This is a genomic window from Marinobacter sp. ATCH36, from assembly GCF_023555055.1.
GTDB lineage: Bacteria > Pseudomonadota > Gammaproteobacteria > Pseudomonadales > Oleiphilaceae > Marinobacter.
The window spans coordinates 207,127-219,606 of record NZ_JAMJPL010000002.1; the positions used below are offsets into that span (position 1 = coordinate 207,127).

The following is a 12,480-nucleotide window of genomic DNA, read 5'->3' on the forward strand; positions in this document are numbered from 1 at the left end:
ATGAACACTGAAAATGATAACGACGAAAAAAGTATGACCACCGGAAAGGCACAGCGCGGCCCCTTGCGCGGCATGAATCCGATTGTCACCCTGGGCTCGGCCGCCTTGACTCTGGCGGCAATGGCCCTGGCCATTACTTTGCCCGAGGTAAGCTTGGCTTGGCTGACGTCGCTGCGCGAGGCGCTGTCCCCAATACTGGCGACGTATTACGTTGCCCTGGTGGGCTTCTTTCTCGTCTTCGTGGTGTGGTTGGGGATGGGCCGATACAAGAACGTGCGCCTGGGTCCGGACGACGAACCCCCAGAGTTTGCCACCTTTCCATGGATCGCGATGCTGTTCGCGGCCGGAACGGGGGTGGGGCTGCTGTTCTGGAGCATTGCTGAGCCGATAACGCATTTTGGTGGCAACCCATTTAGCGAGGAGGCCGGCACGCCTTCGGCCGCCATCAAGAGTCTGAGCCTGTCGTTTTTCCACTGGGGACTGAACGGCTGGGCGATTTTCTCCGTGGTCGGGCTGTCGCTGGCTTATTTCAGCTTCCGGCGAGGGCTGCCGCTGACTATTCGCTCGGCGCTGTACCCACTGATGGGCGACCGTATCAACGGCCCGATTGGTCATGCCGTAGATATTTTTGCCGTGGTGGCCACGGTTTTTGGTATCGCCACCACCTTAGGGCTGGGCGCAAGTCAGATGAACACTGGACTGGACTGGCTCTTTGGCATCGGCGTGACTTCCACGACCCAATTGGTAATCATCGCCGTTGTCACCGTCATCGCCACGGGATCGGTCGTCACCGGCGTTAACCGCGGCGTGCGAAGATTGAGTGAGTTCAATCTCGGGCTGTCGATGGTATTACTGCTTGTCTTCCTGGTGGCCGGTCCCACAGTCGTCCTCTGTGCGATGCTCGTTCAGGCTACTGGCGACTATCTGGACTCGCTGCTGGCGATGAGCTTCTGGACCGGCGTGAGCACCGACTACCAATGGCAGTTTGACTGGACCGTGTTTTACTGGGGCTGGTGGATCTCTTGGGCGCCTTTCGTAGGCATGTTTATCGCCCGGGTGTCGAAAGGACGCACCATCCGCGAGTTCGTTTTCGGGGTTCTTCTGGTGCCTTCATTGATCACATTCGTCTGGATCGCGCTACTCGGCGGAACGGCCCTGTATATGGAGTTGACCGGCACCGGCACGATTCTGGAGGCGGTTCGCGAGGACGTGGCCGTGGCCCTGTATCAGACCATCGGCACACTGCCCATGCCGAGCGAGGCAATTGCTCTCACCGGTGGTGTGGCGACCCTGTTAATCGCGGTCTATTTCATCACTTCAGCAGACTCGGGCACGCTGGTGATTACCACCATCATGGCCCACGGCGACCCGGAGCCTCCCCGGCTTCAGAGGGTGCTATGGGGGCTGGGTGTCGGCGCACTGACGGCAGTGCTGCTAGTCGCCGGCGGCGTTCAGGTGCTTCAGGATGCGGTGATTACCGCTGGGCTGCCGTTTTCCGCTGTGATGCTGGCCATGGTGGTGGGCATGGTGCGGGCACTACGAGATGAACGCTTTGCACCTGTGCCAGGCCAGAAGCACCGGCTGGCAAAGGAGATATGGACCGGGCGGGACGAAGTATCGTGAACATCAGGTTGGTTAAGTTGCTGCGAGCGACACCTGCATTGTCGATCTGAAGGTCATTGAAGGATGGGTGCTGATGGCTCGAATGCCTGACAATATTCTGCATCTGCCGTCATATGAGGTGCTGGGATACGATTCCACCGACGACGACATGCACTTTCAGGTGGACGCGCCTGATCCTATTGCCTGCGAAGAATGCGGCGTGCACGATGAATTTGTGCGGTTCGGAAAGCGTGATGTTCCCTATCGAAATCTGCCGATCCACGGCAAGCGGGTCACCCTTTGGGTGGTCCGCCGCCGGTACTCCTGCCGAGCCTGCAAGTCTACATTCAGGCCGTTATTACCTGAGATGGTGGACGGCTTTCGCATGACGTTGCGTCTGTATGAATACGTGGAGAAGGAGTCCTTCAACCAACCCTACACCTTCGTGGCGGCCCAGACCGGCCTGGACGAGAAGACCGTACGCGACATCTTCAGCGCTCGTGCCGAATTCTTAGGCCGCTGGCATCGCTTCGAGACGCCCCGCATTCTGGGTATTGACGAGCTGTACCTGAACAAGCGCTACCGCTGCATCCTGACCAACATCGAGGAGAAAACCCTGCTCGACCTGCTGGCCACCCGCCGTCAGGACGTAGTGATCAACTACCTGATGAAGCTGAAAGACCCCCAGAAGGTCGAGATCGTCAGCATGGACATGTGGAACCCTTACCGGACTGTGGTCAAGACAGTGCTGCCACAAGCTCGCATTGTGGTCGATAAATTCCATGTAGTGCGCATGGCCAACGATGCCCTTGAGAAGGTGCGCAAGGGCCTCAGAAAGGAGCTGAATCCATCCCAAAGCCGAACCCTCAAAGGTGACCGGAAAATCTTGCTGAAACGCGCTCACGATAAGTCAGATCGGGAATGGCTTATCATGGAGATTTGGACAGGCGCATTTCCGCAACTGCTAGCCGCCTACAAGCAAACGGAACGTTTCTACGGCATCTGGGACGCCACCACACGGCCTCAGGAAGAAGCTGCCCTTGATGAGTGGATGGCCACCATTTCGAAAGGCCAGAAGGAAGTCTGGAACGATCTGGTCAGGGCTGTGGGCAACTGGCACGAAGAGATCATGACCTACTTCGAGACGGACATGCCCGTCACCAACGCTTAAACTGAGACCATAAACCGACCGGCCAAGGACAAGAACCGTGAAGGGCGCGGTTACTCCTTCGAAGTGATGCGGGGACGAATGCTTTGCACCACGAAGCACAGGCACAGGAAGAAGGCTCCGGCTGCGAAGGTCTCTACGTTTTATAAGAAAACCATCGGGTACGGATTACCGGACTTCGCAGAAGAACTCAACTACGGGGTCGATCTATCAACCATCTGAGAGTGGTATCCGGTTGGTGGTGTTAAAGTGCCCCATCAACCATTAAATCCGTTTACCCTGCCTTTTCCAAGCGACTTCGAGAGGCCATGCTTGCCAGCTGGGATCCAGAAGCGTGTGACCGCACATACCTTCAGACATGCCTTTGCAACTGAGCTTCTTAAAACGGGAAGTGACATCCGTGCCGCTCAGGATATTCTGGGGCACAGCGATATCCGCACAACTGAGACCTACACGCACATTATCGGAGACAAACGAGCGGGAAGCATCAGCCCATTTGATCGACTTTGAACGAGAGACAAATGCCGATATCAAAGCACGGCAAAAAGGTCCGCTTTGTGGTCATAGCGGACAAATTCATTCTGACACTGGCCAAAATATGGTGAGCTGATCAGTTTTACCAATGAATCAACAGTCAGCAGCATGTGCTTCGCTGTCCAGGACTTCTAGTATTGATACACGGTGCAATTCCAACAAAAAATTAAAGCGTCCTGCAGATCGAGACGAGCGGCCGAACCCGGCCGCTCGCTCAAGCTCTACCCAGAAGCCGAACGAGCAGAGCCCAGATCTTCCCGCAACTTCGACACGACGGCAGCATTCCCCGTCGATCCCTCGTCTGCTGGTGGCGGATAAAACTCTTCGATGACCTGCGCTATTTCATCCTCGTCGTACTCGAACAGCGCATTGCCAAATCCCCTGGCAGCCGCCGCATCCAGCGCCGCCTGGTCAACGCCCTCCTTCTTTACTTGGTTTGCCTTTTCCCTCGCTTCAACTACGGCTTCCTGCAGTGACAGTCCCTCCTTGATCACCAGATCCACATAATAGATTGGAGTTCGATGGCTCTGCGTCGTGCTTTTCCCTCTCAGCTTCAATTCCAACGGCATGTACGCTAGCAGACCACCAGAGACTGCCTGGTAGTAGCTCAGCCTGGCCGCAAGCGTCCGGATACTGTTGTAACCGGTCGTCCTGAAGATGAAGGTGCCGAGATCATTGTCGTCACCGACCTTCACGTTCAGGCGGCCATAGGGCTTGCACAGACCACCTTTGCCGAACTCACAGAGCGTCGGCCCGGGGCATGGTAAGGACTGCACTCCTGATTGTGTCAGGCGCTTGCATATGTCGCCATTACCTACACACATGGGTCGCCCACTTTTGCGGTCGAACATGGTGTACTCAGCTCGCAGGTTAAGATCTGCGTCGTTGAACAGCATGCGTACCGGGATGGTTCGCAGTTTGCCGTTCGGCGCATCCTTTCTGAGCTCTTCGTCCATGGGGTGCAAAACCCACCCGGCGTCCTTGTCCTGGATCTGGGAGGTGATGGTGAATTGATCATCCTTCTGCGGCAGCCGGATGCCGTTCTTTTCAACGACCCGACCAATGCTGATACGCCCCAACACGGGAGGCGTTATGGCTAAACCTTTAATCATGATGTCTCTCCTGGGAAAAAGGACCACGGGGCGCTCGTCACGCCCGCGTGGCCAATGGGGGTTTTATGCTTGAATGAGAAACCGCCGACTGCCCGGTTTGGTGATTGGGTACTGCTCCAGAAGCCCCGGCTGATCCTTCAACAGTTGCTTCACATTGAGCCCGACGGAATCCTTGCTCCGCTTCCAGCTCACGCTGCCACTGGGGAAGGTCGCCTTTGACGCTTCGCCCATCTGGCTTTCGATTCGCTGTTTCAGGTGGGATTCAGTGGATTTGAGGCTTTCCATTTCCGAGCGGATGGCCAGCAGCTCGTCGAACGCATCGGACAGTTCCTTGCTTTGGCTGAAGTCCAGTGTCTCGCCTCTATCCACCGGATACAGGTGGCGCAAGGCGCGCTCGGCAGAATCCGAACCGTCAACAGGGGGCGGCGTATCCGTCTCGACAAAATCCCAGAACTGGCGCTCCAGCACATACAGTGCCTCGATGAGCTCCTCGTTCCGTTCAACGCGGTAGATCTTCAGCTCCTGACCACACAGCAAAACGCAGACATCTGCCGACTGTTTGCCGGTGACAGCCAGCTGGTGCTGAACCTGGCACTGGATGTAATCGGGTACGCCCTCTTTCCAGAGCCGTGCCCCGAACTCCCCTGCCGTCTTGCACTCCAGGATCTGCACGTCGTCATCGGCCACCACGGAGTAATCCAGGTTGGCCAGCATCCAGTGCTTCTCCGGATCAGGATGTTGCAGCACCGCATTCACCCGTCGCACCTTTCTGTCCGTTTGCTGGCTGTACTGCTCGGCTACTATCGGTTCCAGGATATGGCCCCAGTAGACCGGTGACGTGGGATCATCCGAATCCGGCTTGGGCAAGCCAGCATCCCTGCCAGTCTTGACCATCCAAAGTTCCAGTTGGGACTGGTAAGGATTCATGCCGACAGATGCAGCCGCATCGCTACTACCTATGCCCTGCTTGCGGACTTTCAGCCACTCATCCCTGCTAAGGCCCTTGGTGGAGACCAGGCGCAATGCCGGTCGTTGCTTTTGAATTGTGTTTGCACTCATGCCCATGGTGTTTTCCTCCAGACATAAAAAAAGCCCACCAGAGCATCAGGCTCCGGTGGGCTTTATGGCGGTTTTGAGATTTGTAGGGTTGGCTCAGGCCACAAGTGACATGGCCTGCTCTAATGCACGGTTCTTGACGGCCGCACCGGTTCCGAACCAGGCGGAATCCAGCCGGTGGTCAACGGTTTTGGCACGGCGCTGATGGTCGATGAACTCAGTTACTGCATTCAGTAGCCCGTAGGCCGTGCCTTCGGAGGACGCCAGATTGGCACCCATGCCCTCGCCTTTATAAAGACCCAGGGCCTTCGCCATGGAACGTTCGTTGGTTTTGCCCACACCAGCACCGGAATCATCCGTGAACACCTTGAGGAAGTAGTTTCTGGCCTCAGTGGTCTTCACCTTCCGCTCGCTCAGGGTCTTCAAGCGGTACATGAAGTCATCCCAGGCGGAGACTGAGATACCTAGTTGCTTCTTCACCAGGTCAGCATCGAAGGCCGTGTTGTGCTTTACCTTGACGGCATTGGCGGTGGAGCCCTTCAAGGCGACAGCCAGGGTGTTGTTGCAGACCACACGAATACTGGTGAACTGCGCAGTGGTTGCCATGGTGCCGTCACAGGCCGTGGCCAGCAGCACGTAGGCATTGGTCTGGTCATTTCCCTTGAGCATGCCGGTTTGACCAGTGCGGGCGAGTGCCCACATTTTTCGGCCGCCCTTCAGAACACCGGCGGTTTCCAGCTCAAAACCGGAGACTTCGGTCAGATCCCGATAGAACTCCAGGATCTCTTCCGGCTGAACCACTTTGAAGCGGTTACCGACCACCGATAGCGGTGCCCGTGTATCCGAACGGTAAAGCACCTTTGAATCAGGGTAAGACAGAATTTCGCCCAGGGTGCCACCAGAATTGGTGACATAGCGCACCGGGCTTTCCTGAATCTGCCAGTCCAGACCGGCTTGCCTTGCCCAGACTTCCAGGGGTTGGTTTGAAGTCAGTTCATTCCCCAGGCCATGCCACGGGGTTTGGCCAACGTAGGCCATTTGCTCGATGAGATGAGCCATGGTTGTTCTCCTTTGAAATTTTCCTAATAAAATTAACGTCTTTGCCGAGGGCGTGAGTCTCTTCACCCGAGGGATACCGGGCACACCCTTGGGCGTCAGTAATCTATCCAGTGGGATTTCGGGTTCGCCCTCGGGCGTCGGTAATTCATCCCGTGGGAGTTCGGGGTCGCCCTCGGGCGTTAGCGCTATTCCCCATTGGAGTTAGGGTCATCGCCGAAGGAATAGCCGCAGTCGAGGCAGCGGTAGTTGTCGAGGACACGATCATCCAGGACATCGCCAAGAATCACGCCAGCGGAAGCGCCGGTTGCGCCACCCAGTAGCGCACCGATGACGGCACCGCCAATACCACCGACAGTCGCGCCTACCGGACCGCCGACAATTCCGAGGGCGGCACCAGCCTTAGCACCAGCCGTGGCAGCTGCAAATCCTCCATAGGTACCTGCGGACGCACCGACCACGCCAGCGGTTTTCTTGCCGTAGTTATTCTTGCCGATCCGGACGGATAGGCAGTTGGGGCATTGTTCAGACATTGGAGTTACCTCTGTGAATTGGGAGGCAAGGCACAGTCAGTGCCCTGGTTCACAGAGGTGATATAGGTTTGAAAAATTCTGGAATGACCGAATAACCAGCTACGTTTGCTACGCGTAGCAAACGTAGCAACATCTTCGCCACTATCCTTCGCAAAAAAAAAGCGATTCAGAATATTCTGGATTATTCCCGGTACAAAATTCCCACGCCTCGTCCTTCCGATTAGCCTGATCAACATACTGATGAGGAGACAATAAATGTCAGGCCAACCAAAGAAAAACATCCGCTTTATACGGCTGAGGACCGTTATAGATAAGACCGGCCTGTCGCGCTCAACGATATACAACAAAATTAAGTCGGATTCGAAATACTTCGACCCGACCTTTCCTAATCAAATCAGGCTTGGTGGCGGAGCGGTAGCATGGATCGAATGTGAGGTCGACGCCTGGATGCTGAATCAGATTGAGATTACACGTGGTTGATCATGACATTAAAGAGAGGAGTCAGAACATGTATTCAGGCCAGCAAACAACAAATAGTCGCTGGGGACCGGTATCGAGCCCACAGCTAAATTTATTCGATCGGTACCAAGGACTACCAGACCTTTCATGTCTTGGTTTACTGGGGCAGGCAGTGGGGAATGCTGGCGAGTCTATTCAAGCGCCCTATCCACATACACTCCTTGTAGCTGTAACTGCAGCTTCCACGGTAACCCAGGCGCTGTGTGATGTAGAAAAGCCTGTAGGAGGAAAAACGTCCCTATCTCTGTTTACTTTGATGATCGCGAACTCTGGGGAGCGAAAATCCAGCCTAATCAAGTATTTTTTTCGTCCAATTCGGGAGGCTGAGACTCTCGCAGAGGAAGAATATAACGCCCTGCTCAACAAATGGAAGCAAGAAATTCACATCTGGGATCTGCGGTGCAAAGTGTTAGAAAAAGCGCTGACCAGTGCTATCAGTCAAGACCTAAATTCAAGCATGGAGGGTTAATGGCTTATGGCCAAAATAAACGAAGCAAAAGCACAAAAGCTCCTAACCGCGCACCTGACGGCTAAACCGAAAAAGCCGAGGAAAACACAATTCATCCAAGATGACGTCACTTATCAAGCCCTAATTGAGGGGATGCATGAAAATTGCAAAAACGTCTGTGTACTTGCCGATGAAGGTACCGGCACTCTTAACCGTTTAGTGACCCCGGGGATGTCCATGTTAAATTCCGCATGGAGCATGATGGAGATAACCATCGGAAGAAAGACTTCCGAGTCTTTCAATCTTCCAGATCCACGCATAGCTTTCTTGCTGTCCATTCAGCCAGGACCATTTTCAGAGTATCGGGAACGTAAATCAGACATGGCAAAGTCTGCCGGACTCTGGGCGAGAGCAATTACTTGTAGCGCACAATCATCAACTATTGGCTATCGTTTGGCTTCAGAAAATAAGCAAGAATTTTTCGATCCATCTCACTATTTCGACCGACTCCAAAAATTATTAAAAAAGAACTTGAAACGAGGACAAAATCCAAAAAAGAGCCGAACTGTACTCAGTTTTGATGAGCAGGCGCATCAGCTTTATGTCGAAACTTTTAACGAAATCGAGGAAAATACGAGGCCCGGCGGGTTATATGAGAATGCAAGCGACCACGCATCGAAATTAATGGAAAATATTGCCCGATTATCAGCAATAATTCACGTCGTAAATGGGTATGAGGGAGATATAAGCTGGGAAACGTTAAATATCAGCATACAAATATGCATATTTTTTTCAAAAGAATATCTCAGCATTTTCAACACTCAACCTCAATTTTTCCTTGATGCCATGATGCTAAACGATTGGTTAACTGTACATATCCGACAGAAAGGTCTCCGGTATATACAAAAACGATACGCCCGACAGTACTGCTCCGGCCCACTTAGACAGCAAGGTAGATTCAGAGAAGCACTGGATTATCTTGAATGCCATGGATATATTAAGACTTATCGGGATATAACCAAAACCTGGCACATTGATACGTTTCCTACATACCCATAATTGGTAGTTCTAACCACTAATTTACCATCAAAAATAAAATATTACAGGGATGTAATCAAAAAGCAGCAACGGGATAAACCCGATGAGGATTGTTACCGTGAGATATGAGCCCGTCAAAATCAATGTGCCACTAACGAGTAAATCTGATAAACCGACTGAGTTCTCTACTTAAGGCCGCAGGCTTAATTACTCCATGACTTCCGAGGAGTTGCTCAATATTCTGATTGAATCGATCAACATCAGCTTTATAAGTTCGCTGCGTTTCATCCACCGTACCTTTCCAATAGGACCGCGCCAGCGCATTTGCAATGTCCAACAAAGAAACCTTCGCTTCCCCGGGAATCGCTTTAATAGGTGCTTTCGGATTATACTCTCTCTTGCCAAGTATAATCTTGATTGCAGCCGTTATCTTCGGTCCATTTGAATCCCTCGCCTTTAAATCACTCGTCAAATCTTTACGTAGTTTTTTAAGCGCATCGTTATCCATACTCGCTTGGCCAGGCTCAGGATACTTTTTGTTGTAATCAGCAGCGTAGCGATTGAGCAGGCGCAGATCTTCAGGCATCCATTCGTCCATAAAAGGCACGGCATCATTAGCTTGAGCTTCCGACAAGGATTTCTGGTAGTGAGTCCCCAAGACGAATAAGTCTGACAGTTTGATTGAGAAGCTCCGTTCCTTCACCTTGCCTGAAACGATGCCATCTTCGTCGTTTTTGGTAGATATTCCAACGACAAACACCTCTTGGTCCGACATCCTTCGTGTTGACGAACTTTGGAGACTTTTAATAAAGGTTTGCTTCTCCGATAGGTCTTTTCTCCACCTTTCGAGCGCCGCACGTCCCAGGTCCGATTTTATGAGTTCGAGGCTCTCATCTATCGAGGCAACCAACTCCGTTTTGCTTACTTCGCTCCGACCGACAGCAAGTATTTCTCTGATAACCTGATCGGGAACCGATAGATACCGGTGGTCACTCGACAAGGGGAAATGCTCCGTTCGTTGCACTTCACCTCCTATCCCATATGACACCCTGCGAACAAAAGCCTGGAGGTGGTCAGGAATACGGCACCAAACATCTCTTCCATTCCGCATCTGCGCCCTCAGAAACTCTTTGACGTCGAGCCCGGTGCCTTTGGGGAGATCCGTCAGAAACGTCATCTCAACTTGGTCAACCTTACTTACCACTTACAACCTCCGGTGAGCCCAATCGCAAACCAGCCTTATGAACCTCTGAAAGATGATTGCCGAGAGTATCCCATGCCCCCCTCTTTTCTGGACCATAGCTATGACGTTGGTAGACCCGCTTAACTTTGTTCTCTTCCGTATGATTCAAGCATCGCTCGGCAACCTCAGGCATGACACCCAATGCTGTCATTATCGTCGCTCCAGTTCGCCGGAGATCATGTGGGGTCCATTTCCCTCCTGGAAGGATCAGTGCCTGGGCCTTTGAGCTCCGTCCCTTATTCGGCTCCTTGCCCGCTGGCAACTGTCGATCACGAATTTGCTTGGTGATCGATTTTGGACACACAGGACCAGAGTCAGATGAATTTGGGTAACACCACCGGGAATCCTCGGTAAGAGTTTTCAGGTTTTTAAACCAGGCTATTGCGAAGCTGGATAAGGCAATCTCGTGAGGTTTGCCATTCTTGCTGTTTTCAGCGGGTATCTTCCAAGTACCTCGTTTCAAATCCACATCGACCCACTCTGCCTTAATCAATTCCCCAATTCTGCAACAGGTTGTCAGCATGATCCAGATAGCGATGGATGTGGAAGGCAACATCTGAGCATCGGAAATCTGATTGGCAAGTGCTTTAATTTCGTCGTCACTCAATACTCTGTCGCGCTCAACGTCTTTGCCACCAATCTTTGACTTCCGGATACTGGCTGTGGGGTCGTACTCGATCAAATCCCGGTCGACTGCAAAACGAAACATCTGCCGAATTAGGCTCAGCGTCAGCTTGGCCATGCGGGTCACACCCCGATTAAGCTGTGCATCAACGACCTCTATGACGTGGCCCTTTTTGACATCTTCAACCGCAAGCTGACCAATTTTAGGAAGCACGTCCTTTTCAAAGAGTCTACGAACCTCTACACCGCCATCTTTTCGGTTCTTAAGGTCAATATCCGCCCAATGCTCAAAAAGCTCTTTCACCGTCTTACGCGCGGCCTGGCGTGCTTTTTCTGCTTCTGCAGCCTCTCGCTCAGCCCGCAGCCTGGCCATCTCTGCCTCATGGGTGGCCTTACGTGCGTCTTCCTCCGCTTCCTGATACTCCCTCAAATCCCGAATGCCAGCCTGATATAAGCGGGAAAGCTCACCGGCCTTCGTTCGCGCTTCTCTCAGGGTCAAGCCGTCTTTACCGGACTGATCGTAATTGCCTATGGGAAGGAAAACCCGTTCGCTCTGGGAATTTGTATATCGGAAGTAAAACAGCCTGTCTCCGCTTTTCAGAATACGAGCCATAAAACGCCCACACCCCCTCGGAGCATCCTCAGTCAACCAGACCGACTTGCCTGGCTTAGAGTTCATTTGCTTGTCTGTAATCGTTCCCATTACCACCCACTCAGTTAAGGCCGGATTCTCGTCACCGTTTGGTCACCGTTTCTCGATCGCTTAAACTGGATGGTATTGGATTCCGTTGGAAAACACAAAACGGAAAAATCAATTAAATCAGTTAGAAAGGGTTTTAGGCTAGATTGGATTAGACCCTGTTGGATGGCTATTAACTTTTATGGGGTGCAAGGGGTCGTAGGTTCAAATCCTACCGTCCCGACCAGAATTCCCTTTAAAATCCAGTCGCTTAGCGGTGTCTGGATTTTTTTATGTTTAGCAATTTTTGCCACTTCAGCTTTTTGCCCCACTTTTTGCCCCACCAAATCAGACAATTCGTTTTTCATCGCCCTACCTGCTGAGCTACCTCAATGATCGCAGATCGCCAGCCTGTGAGACCTGATTCAACCGCTTTCTTTTATACGAGGCAGCAATGTCATACTCTGCCCGAATGGAAAGGTCTCTGAAGCGAGGCTTTATTTCTGACATTGACGATCAACGGATACGGCCAGTGGCGGATCTAGAAAAAATGAAGGCAAAGGCCGTCACGGCGGCAAGCGTGTTTAAGGAAAGACAGGTTGGAAAATTGGCCGAGTTCACGGAGCACGACAGACGGGCGCTGGAGTTCGCCAAGGGAGTTCTGGCGACGTCAATAGAGCACCAACTCCTGATATTCTGTATTCGGCAAGAAGATCTTTTGGTGCTGCCGGAGGTGTACATGAGGGAACTGCTACTCGGAGAAGACGACTTCGATCATAAGGATAGGCTGGCAGCAATGGAAAAGCCCCGTTAACTCTGTACTCCGCCCCTTGACCCCCAAACTTTCAAAAATCCTCTGAAAGCCCAG

General features: G+C 52.6%; 12 protein-coding genes and 2 pseudogenes. 7 read left to right on the forward strand and 7 right to left on the reverse strand.

Going from position 1 to position 12,480, the window contains the following annotated elements:
• The 3 genes and pseudogenes from M8010_RS08640 to M8010_RS08650 all read left to right on the forward strand — a co-directional run bounded on the left by M8010_RS08640 (window position 1) and on the right by M8010_RS08650 (window position 3,280).
• Window positions 1-1,623 (forward strand): BCCT family transporter, encoded by a 1,623-nt coding sequence (locus M8010_RS08640; protein ID WP_250090437.1) that lies wholly within the window; start codon window positions 1-3, stop codon window positions 1,621-1,623.
• 73 nt (window positions 1,624-1,696) lie between these two features.
• Window positions 1,697-2,992: pseudogene (locus M8010_RS08645) on the forward strand (ISL3 family transposase).
• A gap of 114 nt (window positions 2,993-3,106) precedes the next feature.
• Window positions 3,107-3,280, forward strand: a complete 174-nt coding sequence (locus tag M8010_RS08650; RefSeq protein WP_502846208.1) for a tyrosine-type recombinase/integrase — start codon at window positions 3,107-3,109, stop codon at window positions 3,278-3,280.
• A gap of 245 nt (window positions 3,281-3,525) precedes the next feature.
• On the opposite strand, the gene M8010_RS08655 is transcribed toward M8010_RS08650, so the two are convergent.
• From M8010_RS08655 to M8010_RS08670, 4 genes are all read right to left on the reverse strand, one after another.
• A complete protein-coding gene (locus tag M8010_RS08655; protein ID WP_250090438.1) occupies window positions 3,526-4,416 on the reverse strand; it encodes a recombination directionality factor in 891 nt (296 codons plus the stop codon).
• 63 nt (window positions 4,417-4,479) lie between these two features.
• The gene (locus M8010_RS08660) at window positions 4,480-5,481 is read right to left on the reverse strand and encodes a YqaJ viral recombinase family nuclease (protein WP_250090439.1); all 1,002 of its coding nucleotides are present in this window, start codon (window positions 5,479-5,481) and stop codon (window positions 4,480-4,482) included.
• Window positions 5,482-5,568: 87 nt separating this feature from the next.
• The gene (locus tag M8010_RS08665) at window positions 5,569-6,531 is read right to left on the reverse strand and encodes a DUF932 domain-containing protein (protein WP_250090441.1); all 963 of its coding nucleotides are present in this window, start codon (window positions 6,529-6,531) and stop codon (window positions 5,569-5,571) included.
• 185 nt (window positions 6,532-6,716) lie between these two features.
• Complete coding sequence (locus M8010_RS08670) at window positions 6,717-7,061, reverse strand: hypothetical protein (protein ID WP_250090442.1); 345 nt, start codon at window positions 7,059-7,061, stop codon at window positions 6,717-6,719.
• Between the two features lie 255 nt (window positions 7,062-7,316).
• Between M8010_RS08670 and M8010_RS08675 the strand changes: the two genes are divergently transcribed.
• From M8010_RS08675 to M8010_RS20130, 3 genes and pseudogenes are all read left to right on the forward strand, one after another.
• Complete coding sequence (locus tag M8010_RS08675; RefSeq protein ID WP_250090443.1) at window positions 7,317-7,541, forward strand: helix-turn-helix transcriptional regulator; 225 nt, start codon at window positions 7,317-7,319, stop codon at window positions 7,539-7,541.
• A 28-nt stretch (window positions 7,542-7,569) separates the two neighbouring features.
• Window positions 7,570-8,835: pseudogene (locus tag M8010_RS08680) on the forward strand (YfjI family protein); the annotation flags it as partial.
• A 42-nt stretch (window positions 8,836-8,877) separates the two neighbouring features.
• Entirely contained in the window at window positions 8,878-9,087 is a 210-nt protein-coding gene (locus M8010_RS20130; protein WP_502846214.1) for a hypothetical protein, read from the forward strand.
• 130 nt (window positions 9,088-9,217) lie between these two features.
• On the opposite strand, the gene M8010_RS08685 is transcribed toward M8010_RS20130, so the two are convergent.
• The 3 genes from M8010_RS08685 to M8010_RS08695 all read right to left on the reverse strand — a co-directional run bounded on the left by M8010_RS08685 (window position 9,218) and on the right by M8010_RS08695 (window position 11,980).
• Window positions 9,218-10,270 (reverse strand): hypothetical protein, encoded by a 1,053-nt coding sequence (locus tag M8010_RS08685; protein ID WP_250090445.1) that lies wholly within the window; start codon window positions 10,268-10,270, stop codon window positions 9,218-9,220.
• Window positions 10,260-11,636 (reverse strand): tyrosine-type recombinase/integrase, encoded by a 1,377-nt coding sequence (locus M8010_RS08690; RefSeq protein ID WP_250090447.1) that lies wholly within the window; start codon window positions 11,634-11,636, stop codon window positions 10,260-10,262. Before M8010_RS08690 ends, M8010_RS08685 begins: the two co-directional genes overlap by 11 nt.
• Before the next feature lie 176 nt (window positions 11,637-11,812).
• Entirely contained in the window at window positions 11,813-11,980 is a 168-nt protein-coding gene (locus M8010_RS08695; protein WP_250090448.1) for a hypothetical protein, read from the reverse strand.
• A 164-nt stretch (window positions 11,981-12,144) separates the two neighbouring features.
• Between M8010_RS08695 and M8010_RS08700 the strand changes: the two genes are divergently transcribed.
• Window positions 12,145-12,426 carry a hypothetical protein gene (locus M8010_RS08700; RefSeq protein WP_250090450.1) on the forward strand — a complete coding sequence of 94 codons (282 nt, stop codon included), beginning with the start codon at window positions 12,145-12,147 and terminating at the stop codon, window positions 12,424-12,426.
• The last annotated feature ends 54 nt before the right edge of the window (window positions 12,427-12,480 follow it).

What these genes read in the sequence shown, in the direction of transcription:
- M8010_RS08690 (WP_250090447.1), bottom strand. Translation starts at nt 11,636, where the DNA reads ATGGGAACGATTACAGACAAGCAAATGAACTCTAAGCCAGGCAAGTCG.
- M8010_RS08695 (WP_250090448.1), bottom strand. Translation starts at nt 11,980, where the DNA reads ATGAAAAACGAATTGTCTGATTTGGTGGGGCAAAAAGTGGGGCAAAAA.
- M8010_RS08675 (WP_250090443.1), top strand. Translation starts at nt 7,317, where the DNA reads ATGTCAGGCCAACCAAAGAAAAACATCCGCTTTATACGGCTGAGGACC.
- M8010_RS08660 (WP_250090439.1), bottom strand. Translation starts at nt 5,481, where the DNA reads ATGGGCATGAGTGCAAACACAATTCAAAAGCAACGACCGGCATTGCGC.
- M8010_RS08665 (WP_250090441.1), bottom strand. Translation starts at nt 6,531, where the DNA reads ATGGCTCATCTCATCGAGCAAATGGCCTACGTTGGCCAAACCCCGTGG.
- M8010_RS20130 (WP_502846214.1), top strand. Translation starts at nt 8,878, where the DNA reads ATGCTAAACGATTGGTTAACTGTACATATCCGACAGAAAGGTCTCCGG.
- M8010_RS08655 (WP_250090438.1), bottom strand. Translation starts at nt 4,416, where the DNA reads ATGATTAAAGGTTTAGCCATAACGCCTCCCGTGTTGGGGCGTATCAGC.
- M8010_RS08640 (WP_250090437.1), top strand. Translation starts at nt 1, where the DNA reads ATGAACACTGAAAATGATAACGACGAAAAAAGTATGACCACCGGAAAG.
- M8010_RS08670 (WP_250090442.1), bottom strand. Translation starts at nt 7,061, where the DNA reads ATGTCTGAACAATGCCCCAACTGCCTATCCGTCCGGATCGGCAAGAAT.